This is a genomic window from Tolypothrix sp. PCC 7712 (assembly GCF_025860405.1).
GTDB lineage: Bacteria > Cyanobacteriota > Cyanobacteriia > Cyanobacteriales > Nostocaceae > Aulosira > Aulosira diplosiphon.
On sequence record NZ_CP063785.1, the window covers coordinates 1381954 to 1399673 of the forward strand.

Sequence of the window (17720 nt, forward strand, 5' to 3'; positions counted from 1 at the left end):
AAATCCAAAATCACCATGTCTTACATCAAACGCCGTCAATTTATTCAATTCGCTGGTTCTGCTTTAGCCACAATGGGTATCAGCCAGTTAGACATCATGCGTCAAGGAGAACGTTACGCAAAAGTTTTAGCACAAGACACACCCCGCAAACTGGCGTTACTGGTGGGAATAAACGATTATAAAAACAGCATACCTACTCTAGGAGGTTGCTTAACCGATGTTTCCTTACAAAAAGAGTTACTAACCAACCGCTTTGGTTTTAACGAAAAAAATATTCTGACTTTAACCGACTCACAAGCCACACGCCAAGGTATTTTACAAGCATTTGACGAACACCTAATCAAGCAAGCCAAACCTGGTGATGTTGTAATTTTCCATTTTTCTGGACATGGTTCGCGTGTCAAAGATGAAGATATGCCCGGTGGACTCAACGGTACAATTGTCCCTGTTGATAGTTCCTTTCTTCCCAATGGTGGTGTGGTGCAAGATATTATGGGAGGCACACTGTTTTTACTCATGTATGCATTGCAAACCACAAATGTCACTGTGGTATTAGATTGTTGTTACTCAGGGGGTACAAAGCGGGGAAATTTTGCCGTTCGTTCCCGTGATGGTGGAAGTAATTTCTTACCTAGTAAAGAAGAATATGAAACACAGCGTAAATTATTAGAAAGAATCCCACTGTCACAACAAGATTTTATTACCAAACGCCGCCAAAATGTTGCCAAGGGAATAGTAATTACATCTGCAAAACCAGATCAATTTGCTGTAGATGGTCAATTTAGTGACTTTCGTGCTGGAGCTTTTACTTACGCTTTAACTCAATATCTTTGGCAAGTAAACAGCAATGAAGCTTTTGCTAAAACTTTCGCTTATGTTCGCCATAATGCTCGCACGATAGCATGGAATACTGGCGGTTTTCAAGAAGCAGAAATAGAAAGAAACATCAAAAATCTCAACTCTCCATTATACTTTTTACCTCCTAAAGCAACTCCCGCAGAAGCCGTCATTACTGGTGTGAATGGCAACCAAGTAAATTTATGGTTGGGTGGAATCGAACCCCAAAGTCTAGAGAGTTTCAATAAAAGTGCAACTTTAACAGTTATTGATGAAAAAGGAGAAGCACGGGGACATGTACAAATTGAATCCCGTCAAGGCTTATTTGCTAAAGGTAAATTACTCAACAACACACGCACACAAACAGCATTAGCAAAAGGAACTCTTTTACAAGAGCGTATCCGCACTATTCCTAAAGATATAACTTTAAAAATCGGACTAGATGATAGTTCTCTTGATAGTAATATCATTGCTCAAGCGAAACAAGCATTACAAACAATACCTGGTATTGAAGCCTTAGCTCTGCGACAACAAGAAGTGCAATATATATTTGGTCGGATGACTCAAGCCAAATATCAAGAATTACAGAAACAAAAAATCCCAAATTTACCTGCTGTAGGTAGCTTTGGCTTATTTACACCTACCTTAGACGCAATTATTGTTAATTCCTTTGACGATGCCGGAGAAACATTAAATGCCGCAGTGCAACGCTTAAAATCAACACTTAAATCATTCTGGGCTGCTAGAGTTGTTAAAAATATTATTGGCAATAAAAATACATCAAAAATCAATATTTCCGTCTCCATGATCGTTGCTGATAGTCAAGAACCTCTCGCCAATACTTTTACACCTCGTGGAGCCAAAACAAATAATGACAATGGAAACCAATCAGCACCATCAAAACCAGTAAGTATTTCCGATTCTGGTATACCAAAATTACCCTTGGATACAACAATAGCCTTCCAGGTTCACAATCAAGAATCCGTACCTCTTTATGTCACTATTTTAGGTATAGATAGTGCTGGAGAAATTGCAAATCTCTTTCCTTATGATTGGTCAGAAGAACCGATATTAGCCGCATCAATAGCAGGTGGAGATAAAGTACTAATTCCTAAAGCCGAACATCAACGTAGCGGCACAAGGATAAACATTGGCAAGCCATTGGGCTTTTCAGAAATACTGATTATTGCCAGTCCGACACCATTACGGGATTTACTCGAGAAACTCCAAGCGATCGCAGATGCTCAAGGACAAGCTGGTAAACGCAGCCTCATAACAGCAACCGGAGATGAATTTTTAGATTTAACTAATAACTTGCTTGATGATTTAGACAGAAGCACTCGCGGTGGAATTATTGTAGAAAATATCCAACTTCCAGAGGGAGAACGTGGGGTTGATACTACGAAGTTAGCCGTAATGTCGATTCCATTTGAAGTAGTGAGTTAGTAAAATTGAGTAAACTTACAGTATTATTATGTCATTTGTAGGAGGTCAAGTATTTTACCTAACCTCATTTGTTTCAATTCACATTTAGAAGCAACCGATCATCTTGAAGGAGTGGCTCGAACTCTCTCACGTAATAACAGTCCAGGTTTTAGTGATATAGATGTTGGAGATGCTAGCAATTTTGCATATCCCACCAATCCTTTACGACTTTCAAGCTTGACTGTTCCTTGCTGCTGACCTTCAGCATTGATGATTTCAAAAACAGCACTTTTATTCAAGTTCTCCAAATTTTTTGGATTAACACCACCAAGCCAAATTTCTATTTGATTTTCCTTAACTTGCGTAATTACCCCTTCTGCGCTCGGTGCTTGTACTCCAATAAAATACATGGGACGTTGCTGATAATCGCTGTTGGGTTTAACAAAAAGTACAGGCTCTTGAAAATTACCTTGCTCAAAACTTAAAGCATTGACATTGCGAGCAATATTCACAAATGATTCACCCAAAGTTAGATTTCCACTTTGCTGCCAGAGATACTGTGTAAAAGTATAAGTAAATAGTCCTGCATGAAAGTCATTAAAGCTGGCATCGATGGCAAATTGATCGCGCCTTGCACTTGCAAGCACAACTCCTTTAGGTATTCCGATTCTCCGTTGTTTTATAAATTCCTCTGCTGACAAACCTAAACGTTGTAACCAGGTTGCTTGGTAAGCCTTTTCTTCGGGGCTAACTTGAAATTTCCCCTCTAACTGAGAAGATTTCAATGCGCTACTGACTAAACCACCAGAATAGATAGTATCGATAACAAAAGTCACATTTTCCGTCTTCAATGCTGCCATCAATAACCAAAGTGTGTGTCCCGTAACCTCTTTGGTGCTAGAAGAATTATCCGATGCTAATTGACTATCGACAGCAACCAAGCTACTAACAAAACCATCTGGATGATCCCGATCCGCGTCAATTACTCGTGAACCATGTCCAGAAAAGTGAAATACTACCACATCCCCTGGTTTGGCTTGCTTAATCAAATGCTCCTCAAAGGCTTGTAAGATACCTTTGCGCGTGGCTTGTTTATCAGTCAGAGTCAAAATATTTTGAGGATTAAAACCAAAGCGGTGAATTAATAACTCACGTTGCAATAAAACGTCATTAACCCTGTTTTGTCACTCTGGCAGTAGTATAATAAGGTAAAAATGCTAGAACCAAGACACAGAGCATGGTACAGCCCCGTCCAGCCGCACCAACAGTCAAATTTGTGGACGAATATTGCCAGTGGTATAAAAGTCTGTTTCCAGATGTTAGGAGTTTCGAGGCTTTTAAATATCTCCATGTAGGCTGCATTTCTGATCTAAAACGTAAAACATTGCCAGAAATAGCAAAAATCGTAGGATTAGATAACCAGCAAGGGTTGCATCATTTTCTAACTACATCACCTTGGGATATAGAAAAGTTAAGAACCTTAAGGTTAGAGTTAATTTTACAAGTGCTAAAAGGTAGACCAATCATTTTAATTATTGATGAGACAGGGGATAAAAAGAAAGGGAGCAAGACAGATTATGTGAAACGGCAGTATATAGGAAATTTGGGAAAAACAGATAATGGAATTGTGGCAGTGACAGTATATGGTGTTTTCTGTGGGATGACATTTCCATTACTGTTTGAAGTGTATAAACCCAGGGAAAGATTACAGGCAGGAGATAAGTACCGCACTAAACCAGAAATAGCAGCAATACTGATAAAAAAGCTACAATCAATGGGTTTTAAATTCAACTTAGTACTTGCAGATAGCTTATATGGAGAGAGTGGTAAGAATTTCATATCTGTATTAGATGAACTAAACTTGAACTATATAGTAGCGATTCGGTCAAATCATTATGTAGAAATACTTCCACGACAACATATTCAATATTTAAAGTGGCAGAAGTTTCAAAGGGTATTCTCTGACTTGAGTCGGGAAAATCGATTTATTAGAGAAATTATTCCGGGAAAACGTGGAGAACTTAGATATTGGCAAATTACTACAGATCCAGAAAATTTGCCTGATAACACTACTTGGTATGTGATGAGTAAATATCCAGACATTACGCCAAGAGAAGTTGGAAATTTTTACGGTTTAAGAACTTGGGTCGAGTACGGGTTAAAACAAAGTAAGAATGAATTAGGTTGGTCAGATTTTCGCCTGACTCACTACCCAGATATTGAGCGATGGTGGGAAATTATTTGCAGTGCTTATTTAATGGTTAGTCTGCATTCGGAGCAACTGTTTCAGTCTCCATCACAACGAGAGTCAAAATTTGTTTCACATCCTTGGTGGGATAATGGAAATGGCTGGAAGAACATTCTTAACAATCTTCGTTTGATTATTCAACCTTTTACTTTATTTAATCTGATATATCCCTGGTTAACGGTTTTTCCTATTCCTCAATTAGCTTTGGGTTTTTTTAAACTTCAATCTATTATTTATAGCCTCACCAGTTCAATTTTTATATCCCTGATTCACCCTGATTTCTACTTTTCCTCTGCCTAGAGTGACAAAAGAGGGTTATGTTCACGATCCCACAGAACAAGAACAAGCAGTTGACGCATCACCCACTGTGGTAATTGAACAAGGACAGCAAAGTTATAAGGACACAGATAAACGCAAGCTAAAAGCTTTTGTGCAAGCAGCAGAGAAGTTGCGGGGTGAAAAAGACCAAAAGCTACAATCATGCATTACTACAGTCGATTCTCTGCTCAAAGAAGAGATGAACCCGATTGTCTGGTGTCGCTACATTGCTACGGCAAATTATGTAGCTGATGCTCTCAGGCAGAAATTAGAGAAAAAAGGAAGCCAAATTCGGGTAATCGCTATTACTGGGGAACTTTCAGAGGATGAGCGGGAAACTCGACTAGAAGAGTTAAAATCTTATCCCCAACGAGTGCTAGTAGCTACAGACTGTTTGAGTGAAGGGGTAAACCTGCAAACACACTTCAGTGCTGTAATTCACTACGATTTACCCTGGAATCCTAATCGCTTAGAGCAACGGGAAGGACGTATAGACCGCTACGGTCAAACTGCCAGTCAGGTAAAAGCCTGCTTGCTTTATGGTCAGGATAATCCTGTTGATGGTGCGGTTCTGGATGTTCTAATTCGCAAAGCTGTTCAGATTCACAAATCTTTGGGGATTACTGTTCCTGTGCCAATGGAAAGTACGACTGTAGCGGAGGCTGTTTTTAAATCTCTGTTTGAACGTGCTGCTGAAGTTATCCAGTTATCTCTGTTTGATTTTCAGGAAGAATCAGCAGTTGATAAAGTTCATAAGAATTGGGACAACGCAGTTGAACGGGAGAAAATTAATCGGACTCGCTTTGCTCAACGTGCGATTAAGCCTGAGCAAGTAGAACAGGAATTAATTGACTCTGACCAGATTTTAGGGAATGAGCAGGATGTAGAGCGTTTTGTCTTATCGGCGTGCGATCGCATCTCTTGTTCTTTAATTAAGAAAAAGCAGGGATGGTTACTTCCCCAACCACCAGATTTTCTCAAGTCAACGTTAGGGGATAAGTCGCGCTTACTCACTTTTACCACCCCAGCACCAGAAGGTGTGGAATATGTGGGGCGGAATCATCCCTTGGTGGAAGGTTTAGCGCGGTACATCCTAGAAGATGCGCTTTCTCATAATACAGAACCAATTGCAGCACGATGCGGCTTTACTACAACTAATGCTGTACAAAAGCGGACGACTTTACTGTTAGTAAGGCTACGGCATTTGTTAGACAGTTCTAAACGCAGTACAGAAACGCGAAATACTACATCTCTACTAGCGGAAGAATGCGCCGTTATCGGCTTTACAGGTTCGCCTTCTAGTCCTAACTGGTTGTCGCAGTTGTCAGCAACATCATTACTGCAACAAGCCAAGCCAGTCAGCGATGTTGGTAAAGCTATCAAGCAGGTGGAAATTGCTGACTTACTTGAAAGGTTAGAAGAACTCCAGCCAGATTTGGAAAAGTTTGCAGGGGAAAGGGCGGAAGAACTTTTACAAAGCCATAAGCGAGTGAGAGACATTACCAAAGAAGGACGAATCCGCGTCACTCCCCAATTGCCGATGGATGTTCTCGGCGTTTTTATCCTCCAACCTGGACGTAAGTAAAAGGCTCGTAGTAGAGCTTTAGCGCCAAAGCAAACGTAATTTTTATTCTTAATTCTCTATATATGAAAACTACATTAACTGCGCTTCAAATTGAAGGAAATTTACTGGCTCCAGATATGACTGCCCAAATGCTAGAAGGCAGTATCAAAGGACAATCGCCAGAGGATTTTGGTTTTAATAAAACTGATAAATTAGCAGATGAAATTGCTACAGCTTGGGGCGATGCTAAAGCATATTGGGCAGCATTTCAACGGGCATTGGCTAGATTAGATGAGAATAACACCGCTACAAGTATTACTCGTGAACTTTGGGCAGTGCCATTACTACAGAGTCTAGGCTATGACCCTGTATATACTGCAACAGCCGAAGTGGTGGAAGGACAAACCTATGCGATTTCCCATCGTGCGGAAGAGGGAGAAAATAAACCACCTATCCACATTATTGGTTGTCGGCTAGAAGTTGATAAACGTCCGCCCAGTGGCACACCCAGGCTATCAGCACACGCACTGGTGCAGGAGTATCTTAACAAGACAGAGCATTTGTGGGCGATCGCAACTAATGGTTTTCGTTGGCGGTTGCTACGTGATTCTTCGTTGATGACTCGTCTTACTTATATCGAATTTGACTTAGAGCAAATTCTCAACGGTGAAAACTTTGCTGAGTTTGGCTTATTTTATAGGCTGTTCCACCGTTCCCGCTTGCCTGAAGCTGTGGATGATGCAGATAAGTGTTTGCTGGAATATTACCATCAAGAAGCACTGCAACAAGGTGGACGAGTACGCGACAAACTTCGTGATGGGGTTGAAAAAGCTTTAGTTCAGCTAGGTAACGGCTTTATTCAACATCCGCAAAACGAACACCTGCGCCAAAAGTTAGGAATTATCCCCCATTACGAAACAGAAATTACAAGTTACGAATTTTACCGCCAATTGTTGCGGCTAATTTATCGCTTACTGTTTTTAATGGTGGCAGAATCTCGCAATTTATTATTAATTGGGGATGATGTAGAAAAAGCAAGAATCTACCGAGAATATTACAGCATTGAGCGACTGCGAGAGTTAGCTGAACGTCCTCATTGGCGGCGGGAAGGTTTTCAAGATTTATGGCAGGGTTTGCGGGTAACTTTTTTACTATTTGATGAAAACTGGCGCGGGGAAGTACTAGGTTTGTCTCCTCTGAATGGCGATTTATTTGGTTCTAATACTCTGTCAGCTTTAGATGATTGTGCAATTGATAATTATGATTTACTTTTAGCAATTCGCCAGTTATCGCTGTATCAAGACAAGGTACAACTACGGCGGGTGAATTATGAATATTTAGATGTCGAAGAATTAGGAAGCGTTTATGAGAGTTTGTTAGATTTTCATCCCCAGGTAATACATAGTCAGGGGAGATATGAATTTGCTTTGGTTTTTGGTAGTGAAAGGAAAATTACTGGTTCTTACTATACCCCGCCACAACTTGTACAACAACTCATCAAAACTGCACTTGTACCAGTAATTGAAGAAAAACTTCGCAGTACAAAAGATAAACTTCGCAATTCAGAAAATAATCAAGAATTAGAAAAAGCACTTTTGGATTTAAAAGTTTGCGATCCGGCTTGCGGTTCGGGACATTTTCTTTTAGCAGCAGCAAGATGTATTGGGAAAGAATTAGCCAAAGTTCGTACTGGCGAAGTAGAACCGGGAAGTGAACCTTTAAAATTAGCGATTAGAGATGTTATTCAAAATTGCATTTATGGGGTGGATTTAAACCCGTTAGCTGTGGATTTGTGCAAGGTGGCGTTATGGATTGAAGGCTTTCCTGGTAAGTTACCCCTTACCTTTTTAGATCACAGAATTAAATGTGGTAATTCCCTAGTGGGAGTGTTGGATATTAATTGTTTGAAAGAAGGAATACCTGATGAAGCGTATAAAGCTGTGACTGGGGATGATAAGAAGTTAGCGACACAGCTTAAAAAGCGTAATAAGAAAGAGCAGGAAAATAAAGGACAATTATCAATAGATGAGAATTTAGAACCTGAACGGACACACTATGCAGAAAGTGTGCGGGAGTTGGGACATATTGCTGAAGTCACACCGCAACAAGTGAGAGAAAAGCAAGCACGATATCAGCAAACTCGTAAAGAGTCGGGATGGTGGCGGGATTATTCTGCTTGTAATTTATGGACTGCGGCATTTTTTACGCCGTTGACTGAACAGAATTTGCAACTGTTACCAACAACAGAAGCGTTAACTCAGCTTTTACGTGGTAATTTACCAACTAAAAGAATAGTAGATGCAGCAAATAAATTAGCGGAAGATAAGCATTTCTTTCACTGGCCTTTAGAGTTTCCTGAAGTTTTTGAGCAAGGTGGATTTGATAGTGTGTTAGGAAATCCACCTTGGGAAAAGATAAAGTTACAAGAAAAAGAATTTTTTGCTTCTCACAGTGCGGAAATTGCTAACGCTGTCAATAAGGCAGCAAGGGAGAAGTTAATTAAGGAATTACCTAAGAAAAATCCTGTGTTAGCGCAAGCTTTTGAAGAAGCAAAGCATGATGCTGAAGCGCAAGGTAAGTTTATTAGAGAGTCGGGAAAATTCCCGTTGACTGCGGTAGGAGATATCAATACTTATGCTGTGTTTGCTGAGATTACAAGAAAGTTGATTTCTCCTCTTGGCAGAGTTGGAGTCATTGTACCAACTGGTATCGTAACTGATAGTACGACTAAAAATTTCTTTAAAGAATTGTCGTTAACTAATACATTAGTTTCACTATTAGATTTAGAAAATCGTGTAGGTATTTTCCCCTCTGTACATAGAAGCTACAAATTTTGTTTGCTTACCATGAATAACGTAGGAGTTAAACAAGCAGTATTTTCCTTTTTTGCAACACGTATTGGAGACTTAACAGATGAACGTCGTAGTTTCACTCTTGAACCGTATGAGATTTCACTATTTAATCCTGAAACAAGTACTATGTTAGCTTTTCGGTCATCTTATGATAAAAAGTTAACTGTAAATATTTACAAACGCATATCTTACTTCTCTGAATGGCATTGCGAAATGCTTCAAGGCATATTTCACAGTAGTAATGATAATTCTCTATTTGTTAGTGAAATAGTTGACAATGACGAATATGTAGAGCTATATGAGCCGCGAATGTTTCACCAATTCGATCACCGTTATTCTTTATATAATTTTAGCAATAAGGAATTTAATGAGGTTACTGATCAAGAACATATAAATACTAATTTTAAAACTAATCCTCGCTATAAGGTAAAACAAAATGAACTTATGCGGAGGCTAAGTAAAGATAAAGATAATTGGATATTAGCATATCGGAGAATTGCTCGTTCTACAGATGAAAGAACAATGATTGCTTCTATAGTCCCAACGCATTGTATTAATGAAAATGGAGTAATTCTAATAAATTCTTATAAAGCACAACAATGGTTATTGCTATTATCAAACCTTAACAGTTTGGTTTTAGACTATATCTTGCGACAAAGGGATTGCTTCTCAATCAATAATTCTGATATTAGGCAGTTACCAATTTTATTACCTAAATACTACACTCAAGAGGATATCGAATTCATCACCCCCCGTGTACTCGAATTAGTTTACACAGCTTGGGATATGCAACCCTTCGCCAAAGATATGGGATATGACGGTGAACCCTTCACTTGGAACCCCAACAGACGCGCATTATTAAGAGCAGAATTAGACGCATATTACGCCAAACTCTACGGACTCACCCGTGATGAACTTCGATATATTCTCGACCCTGCTGATGTCTACGGCGAAGACTTCCCCAGCGAAACCTTCCGCGTTTTAAAGAATAACGAAATTAAGCAATTTGGCGAATACCGTACACAAAGATTAGTCCTAGATGCTTGGGACAAAATGTTTAAATAAACTCGAATTTTATATTGTCCATATAGCTTAGTTATTTAAGCATTAATTATATATATTAACCACTATAAAACCGATGAAGCTCCCAATTAAACTTCAGGATTTATTGCAACAGAATGAAAGCGCAATTGTAGCAGCTAGCACATTTTTTAGCCAAAAAATAGCATTGCTAGATTGTACAGGAGTGGTAACAGTCACTTCCGAACAACTAGCGCTTTTATTTTCCAGCATTCCTGAAGATTGGGAATTCCAAGAATTTTCAGAAATTCTCAACTTATCTACTGTTAATTCAATTTTCAATCACCAACTTCAAGAATGGATTAATCAACGCTTAGGACACACTCAACCCCAGTCCTCAATTACAAATGCCGAATTATCTAATACGAATGAACTCGATATTTTCAACTTCCGCAACGAAGTAATTGGCGACTACCGCCGCTATATAGAAAGCTTCCTCAAAATCCGCGACTCCAAAGTCAAAGAATTTGTAGACGCAGAATTAGACAAAGGACAACTCTGGACAGATCCCCTAGTACAACTCAATCCCAGCTATAAAAAAGGTGCAACAGTCAAAGAATTAGTACAACAGCAAACCCTCCATCCAGACAGCGAAAACTACTTCTGCAAAAAAGACGGTACACCTTTTACTTTCCATTACCACCAAAAGCAAGCATTTGAAACCGCACAACGCCAAGAACCCTACGTTGTCACTACAGGCACAGGTTCCGGTAAAAGCATGACTTACGTCGTGCCTATTTTTGATGATTTACTGCGTCATCCCGAAATTTCCGGAGTCAGGGCAATATTGGTTTATCCCATGAATGCCTTAATTAACTCCCAAAAAGAAGAACTCGACAAATTTTTACGCCAAGTTCCCAATACTCACATTCGCGTCGAACAATACACCGGACAAGAAAGTTTAACCAGGAAAACCGAAATTCAAAACAACCCACCCCATATTTTGCTGACCAACTACGTGATGTTAGAGTTAATGCTCTCACGCACTCACGAAAATAAACTGGTCGAATCTGCAAATTTAAAATTCTTGGTACTGGATGAATTACATACCTATCGAGGGCGACAAGGCGCAGATGTTGCCATCTTAATTCGTAAACTCCGGCAACGCAGCAAAAGTAATGACGAATTACTCTGCATTGGCACCAGCGCCACCATGTCAACGGAAGGTTCTCGTCAACAACGCCGTCAGGTAGTAGCAGATGTGGCTAGTAAGTTATTTGGTGTAGAAATCAAACCCAGCAACGTCATTGATGAGACTCTAGAACGTTCTATCCAACGTGCTGAACCTACCATTGAACAACTGCGTCAAGCAATTTTGGCAGGCTTACCAAGCGATTTAGAACAGACACCAACAGAATTTCAAAATCATCCCCTAAGCTATTGGATAGAGATGAACTTCGGTTTAGAAGCAAGAGAAGGGCATCTCGTCCGCCGTCAACCCATTAGTTTAGAAACAGGTGCAACCAAACTTGCCGAACAAACCCAGCTTCCAGAGGAAACTTGTTTAACAGTTCTCAAACAGATGTTCCTCTGGGGAAGCAAAACCAAAGGACTGGCATTTCGCCTGCATCAGTTCATTTCCCAAGGGGGAAGCGTTTACGCCACAATTGAAAATCGAGACAAACGCCATTTCACCCTAGAAGGACAATATACAACCACCGATAACCGCCTGCTTTATCCCCTGGTTTTTTGCCGAGAATGCGGACAGGATTACTATGTCGTGCGCTACGATGCCGATAAGCACATCATCCTACCCCAGTTGCCCACAGCATTAGATATCAGTCCTGACGATGCAGATATCACGGAAGGTTATCTTACCCTAGATGAACCAGGACTATGGGATACAGGCGATGAAGATAGACTTCCTGACTCTTGGTTCAGTGAAACCAAAAAGAAAGGACGGGTTGCTAAAAAAGACTTTGCGCCGTTTATTCCTCGTAAGCTGCAAGTCCTAGCCAATGGTAAAGTTACATCCTCTCTGTTACAAGGAACCACTTGTTGGTTTATTCCCAAACCCTTTCTTACCTGTCTCAACTGCGGCGTACTCCATGACAAGAAGCGCAACGAATTTACCAAACTCTCTCGCCTCAGCAGTGAAGGACGCAGTACCGCCACTACCTTGCTTTGCCTTTCTACCACCAGCCGCCTCAAGCAAGCCTTTACAGGGGAAAAAGCCAAAGCTGCCAAAATTCTCAGCTTTACCGATAACCGTCAAGATGCGTCTTTACAAGCCGGACATTTCAATGATTTTGTGCAAACCAGTTTTTTACGGGCTGCACTTTTAGGCGCAATTCAAGCTAAACAACAACTTACCCACAGCGAATTAGCTAGTGTAGTCATCCAGTACATGGGAATTACTCAAAACGACTACGCCAAGCAACCAGCAGAATTTAGTGGTGGTAAGCGGCGCAATGAAGAAGCATTTCGCAAACTGATTGAATACCGCCTTTACGAAGACTTGCGTCGGGGATGGCGCATCGTCCAACCCAACCTCGAACAGTGCGGACTGTTAGTAATTGAGTATGACGGATTGCAAGAAGACTGTGCTGACAACAACCTTTGGCAAAAACACCGCCATCCCCTGCTACTACAAGCCACTCCCCAACAACGTTTCGTAATTACACAAGCACTCCTCAACCATCTGCGGCGAGAATTAGCCATTGATGCCAAACTGTTGCAACCAGACCAAAAAGACTCACTTAGAAGCGAAGTTATTCAAATAATTAAAGAACCTTGGGTATTTGACGAGAACGAATATCTGCATTTAGCAACTTGGGCAACCATTAGCAGTGGTAGCGAGAGAGCCAAAGTCAAGCTTACCACTAGAAGTAAAATCGGAAGGTTTTTGCGATCGCCTAATACCTGGTCACTTCGTAGCCAACCTTTAACAGATACGGAATTTAACAGCTTAATCACCACTTTAGTTAGTGCTTTATGTGACGCTGGCTATTTAGTGCAACAAAAATCTGAGGTACAGCTACAAATTAGTTCTCTACTGTGGAAAGCAAGCAACCTCAAGGAAATTCCCACCGACCCTTTAACATCGCGTCGCTTGCAAGGTAACGATCAAACAAGTATATCTGTTAACCAATTCTTCCAAGGATTCTACCAAACCAACGCCCTACAAATCCAAACAATGGAAGGGCGAGAACATACAGGACAAGTAAGCAATAAAGACCGTCAAGAACGAGAAGAAAAATTCCGCCAAGGACAATTAGCAGCATTGTTCTGTTCTCCGACAATGGAATTAGGCATCGACATTTCCGACCTCAGCGTTGTCCATCTACGGAACGTTCCCCCCAGTCCCGCCAATTATGCTCAACGCAGTGGTCGCGCTGGTAGAAGTGGGCAGGAAGCCTTAGTAATTACCTATGCTTCCATTGGTAGCGGTCACGACCAATACTTTTTCAAACGCCAAAATCAAATGGTAGCTGGGGTAGTTGCTCCACCAAAACTAGAACTAGCCAACCAAGATTTAATTAAATCTCATGTGTATTCAATTTGGCTAGCACACACTGGGGTTTACTTGGAAGACTCCATGAATAAACTCTTAGATTTGGAACTAGAAGGTTATCCCCTCAAAGACAGTATTCGCCAACAACTTACCCTCAGCCCTGCCAAATTAGCCCAATGTCTGCAAGCTACTCAGTCCATTTTCTCAGACTTTTTCTGCCAAGAGGATTTGCAAAAAGCTTCCTGGTATTCTGTTAATTGGCTACAGCTAACTATTGACAACGCCCTGAATGCTTTTGACCGCGCCTGTAAGCGTTGGCGAGAATTGTACACAGAATCAGTCAAACAATTAGAATCTGCCCGCCGCACCATTGACCGTTCTGCTAGAGGTGATGTCACCCAGGAAGAACGCAGTAACGCCGAAGCACAGTCACGAGAAGCGCAACGACAAATTGACCTCCTCGTAGGACACACCCAAGGCAAGAGTAATTCCCAGTTTGAATTTTATCCCTATCGCTACTTTGCCGCCGAGGGATTTTTACCAGGATTCAACTTCCCCCGTCTACCAGTCCGGGCATTTATTCCCGCTGGTGAAGGTGGTGAATTCATTTCTCGCCCGCGCTCAATGGCATTACGAGAATTTGCTCCTAGTAATATTCTTTACTATGAAGGCAGTAAATTTATGGTAGCCAAAACTAAAGTTCCTGTTGGTGGTATTGAAGGCGAGTATAAGCGGGTGAGCGTTTGTGCTAATTGTGGCTATTATCACGACGGTGATTTTCGTGATACCTGCGAAAACTGTGGTTTAGAAATTAAACCTGATGTTCATAACAATGTAGCTAAATTGACTCGTGTGCTACCAATGGAAACTGCGATCGCTCGCCGTCGAGAACGTATTACCTGCGACGAAGAAGAACGGCTCAAGTACGGCTACAACATTACAACCCATTTCCGCTACGCCAATCAAAAACGAGAATCCGCGATCGTCCAAGCTGCTGATGCTACGCCACTATTCAAGTTAACCTATGGAGCCACTGCTACCATCTGGCGAATTAATCGCGGACTGAAGAAGAATAGAGAAGACCGAGGATTTAAGCTTAATCCGACAACGGGTGTATGGGGGGACAATAAAAACCCACAGGCTCAACAAACCCCTGACAGCCTGCACGCTGAAGTTAATTTAATGGTCGATGATACTTGTAATATCTTGGTGGTTGAACCCTTAAATATTCCTGCTGATAACAGAGAAGCTTTTATTACTACCCTGCAATATGTTTTAGAAACAGCAATCCAAGCCGTCTACAAATTAGAAGCTGATGAACTTGATTCAGAACGGCTAGGTGCAGGTAAATATCTGCTTTTCTGGGAAGCTGCTGAAGGTGGCGCAGGCGTATTATCTCAACTTTTAGAAAAACCAGAAGCATTTAAAAAAATTGCTGATGCGGCTTTAGATATTTGTCATTTCACGCAACCAAAAGAAAGTTGTATTCAAGCTTGTTATGAATGTTTGCTTTCCTACCGCAACCAATTCGACCATGCGCTGATAAACCGTCATCTAATTAAACCCTGGCTTGACCTACTACTGGAGAGTAGCGTTATTACTCAAACCAAAGGACTTTCTCGTGATCAGCAATATCAAAAACTGCTGCAACAAACAGACCCCAACTCTGATTTTGAGCGCGTGGTGTTACAGGAGATTTATCAACGCGGGTATAAATTACCTGATGCTGGCCAAAAGTTGATTCCAGAAGCCAACTGTAAGCCAGATTTTGTGTATGAGCAGGAGGCGATCGCACTTTTTTGTGATGGTTCAGTTCATGATAGCCCTGATAAACGCAGACAAGACCAAATTGAGCGCGATAATCTCAGGTATAACACTGATTACACTGTATTAACTTTACGCCATGATGAAGATTGGGGCGCGAAGTTAGAAATTTTGGGGACTCTGTAATCTAAATTTAATTAGACTCGTCCGTAAATTTGCAACACTCTCTGAGCTTGGTTTTGGACAGCGTTGACTGTTAAGCAAATCCAACGTCAGAATAAGAGTTTGGGATAGTTACTGATAGCAACTCTCTGTAAAAATGTTGATAGCAATTCATAATCTACCTCATGTTTACAACTTTTATGAAAATAGCAAAATTATTTTAGTATAATTCGATCGCGCCCCTCTGCCTTTGCTTGGTAAAGTGCCTTATCTGCTTTCAGCATCAAATCTGAGGGTGAAGATTCCCATGTCGGAACCATAGTCGCCACACCAATACTCAGGGTGACATACTCACTAACCTTTGACTTGGAATGAACAATTTTTAAATTTCTGACTCCCGCTTGCATCGCCGCCGCAACATGAACTGCACTCACAGCATGGGTATTAGGCATAATGACAGCAAATTCATCACCCTCACTAATCCGGGCTGCTAAATCTTGATTTTTCTGTGCTGTATGGGCTATGACTTGACCGAGTCTGGACAAGCACGTACCTGTCTCAGAATGGCCATATTGATCAACGTAAGGTTTAAAGAAGTCTACATCACACATAATTAAGGACAGAGGTAATTCCTCTTGTGCTAAATTAATCCATTGCGTATTCAGGTAATCATCAAAGCGGCGACGATTAGCTAACCCTGTTAAGCTATCAACGTTGGCCATATGTTGTAACGCCTGGTTTGCCGCTTCTAACTGTTTATACACTTGTGCCTGTTGTAACAACCGCCGCAAACGCTGGCGCAAAACTGCCCAATGAATTGGTTTGGTTATATAATCCATTGCACCAACTTCAAAGGCATGGTTGACAGACTCTTCATCATCCAAGGATGTCATCATCAATATGGGAGTTCGTTCCCATAATTTAGAGATGACAGTATTACCTAAAGCAGAATCAGTATCAAAACTTGCAAGGGCTGCCATCAAGTTATTTCTAGCAATTTTAAGCAGTTGCTTACAGCATGTAAAGCCATCCATCACAGGCATTACCGCATCTAACAAGACTATATCCGGTTTGATAGTATCGTAAGCATGTAAACATTGCTGACCATCATTGACCTCAACCACTCGATAGCCTTCTTGTTCCATAGCTTTACGCAACAGCACTCGCATGGTCTTGTCATCAGAGGCTACCAAAATCAGTGGCGGTTGCTTAGAAAGAGAAAATGGACTTATACCTGACATAAGTTGCGTTTCGCAGAAAAACCCGATATGCGCGGCGTAAGAATTGTGCGTAAGCACAGTAGTATATTTTACTTATAAGTTGTTTCCTCCTGGAGTTCCTTCCTCACAGATCCCGGTCACTTCGGTAGTAAAATTACTGCCTTTTGTTTTATGATTGATAAAGATATAAGCCAGATCAGCAGTAATGAATATTTCCATTCTGGTCTTTGGGAGTCATAAATTTATCTCCACACTTCCAGATTCAGATACGTTATGCAAGCGCTTTTAGTGTAGAAGTTATTGGCGATCTCGATCAGGCAGTTTCGCATATTCAAATAACGCCGCCCGACATTATAGTTGTGCAGGCTAGCGTAGATGGCAGTATGGAACTGTGTAGCTGGTTGAAAGACCAAGCGAAGTTATCTTGGATATACTGTATTCTTTTGGAAGATCGTTCTCAGCAAATAACGGATAGAGATAAGTATGGCCGGGAGTGGGAATTGGAGATGACTTCCTCGGCATTAAAACAAGGAGCAGACGCTTATATTTGGCAACTACCTGAAGGAAAAACAGACTATACGTTAGCAGAATTAACTGCTAATCATCGTCTGATAATGGCACAATTAACAGTTGGTTTGCGGAAAGCGAAAAAATATCGCGATTTAATGCGGACAAATAGACCCGTCCGAAAATTAAATTCCCGAAAAGATAGGATATAAAGTTTGATTTTTGCTAATCCTAATATTTACCATATATAGCTTGTGCTGATTCCATAGCATAATAAATCATGTGTAAG

At 40.9% G+C, this 17720-nt stretch carries 7 protein-coding genes and 1 pseudogene; 6 read left to right on the top strand and 2 right to left on the bottom strand.

Translation table 11 applies throughout. From position 1 onward, the window contains the following. Nucleotides 1-15: 15 nt before the first annotated feature. Nucleotides 16-2283 (top strand): caspase family protein, encoded by a 2268-nt coding sequence (locus HGR01_RS05460; RefSeq protein WP_096622029.1) that lies wholly within the window; start codon nt 16-18, stop codon nt 2281-2283. A 98-nt stretch (nt 2284-2381) separates the two neighbouring features. Here the strand turns inward: HGR01_RS05460 and HGR01_RS05465 are convergent, their stop codons facing one another. Further along, a complete protein-coding gene (locus HGR01_RS05465) occupies nt 2382-3422 on the bottom strand; it encodes a caspase family protein (RefSeq protein ID WP_052335479.1) in 1041 nt (346 codons plus the stop codon). Between the two features lie 77 nt (nt 3423-3499). Between HGR01_RS05465 and HGR01_RS05470 the strand changes: the two genes are divergently transcribed. The 4 genes from HGR01_RS05470 (at nt 3500) to HGR01_RS05485 (ending at nt 15728) form a co-directional block, all read left to right on the top strand. Beyond that, on the top strand, nt 3500-4810 hold the full coding sequence (locus HGR01_RS05470; RefSeq protein WP_096621593.1) for an IS701 family transposase: 1311 nt from the start codon (nt 3500-3502) through the stop codon (nt 4808-4810). 1 nt (nt 4811) lies between these two features. Next, entirely contained in the window at nt 4812-6413 is a 1602-nt protein-coding gene (locus tag HGR01_RS05475) for a helicase-related protein (protein ID WP_263420055.1), read from the top strand. 62 nt (nt 6414-6475) lie between these two features. Then, nucleotides 6476-10309, top strand: coding sequence for an Eco57I restriction-modification methylase domain-containing protein (locus tag HGR01_RS05480; RefSeq protein ID WP_263420054.1), 3834 nt, complete (start codon nt 6476-6478; stop codon nt 10307-10309). A gap of 73 nt (nt 10310-10382) precedes the next feature. Beyond that, on the top strand, nt 10383-15728 hold the full coding sequence (locus HGR01_RS05485) for a DEAD/DEAH box helicase (protein ID WP_096622032.1): 5346 nt from the start codon (nt 10383-10385) through the stop codon (nt 15726-15728). Between the two features lie 191 nt (nt 15729-15919). On the opposite strand, the gene HGR01_RS05490 is transcribed toward HGR01_RS05485, so the two are convergent. Then, entirely contained in the window at nt 15920-16945 is a 1026-nt protein-coding gene (locus tag HGR01_RS05490; protein WP_045869402.1) for a diguanylate cyclase domain-containing protein, read from the bottom strand. 184 nt (nt 16946-17129) lie between these two features. Here HGR01_RS05490 and HGR01_RS05495 point away from each other — a divergent pair. Further along, nucleotides 17130-17601 (top strand): annotated as a pseudogene (locus HGR01_RS05495) (GGDEF domain-containing protein); the annotation flags it as partial. Nucleotides 17602-17720: the final 119 nt, after the last annotated feature.

Bases quoted from the DNA above. Each gene is read 5' to 3' on its own strand.
- HGR01_RS05460 (WP_096622029.1), top strand. From the start codon at position 16: ATGTCTTACATCAAACGCCGTCAATTTATTCAATTCGCTGGTTCTGCT.
- HGR01_RS05470 (WP_096621593.1), top strand. From the start codon at position 3,500: ATGGTACAGCCCCGTCCAGCCGCACCAACAGTCAAATTTGTGGACGAA.
- HGR01_RS05480 (WP_263420054.1), top strand. From the start codon at position 6,476: ATGAAAACTACATTAACTGCGCTTCAAATTGAAGGAAATTTACTGGCT.
- HGR01_RS05485 (WP_096622032.1), top strand. From the start codon at position 10,383: ATGAAGCTCCCAATTAAACTTCAGGATTTATTGCAACAGAATGAAAGC.
- HGR01_RS05490 (WP_045869402.1), bottom strand. From the start codon at position 16,945: ATGTCAGGTATAAGTCCATTTTCTCTTTCTAAGCAACCGCCACTGATT.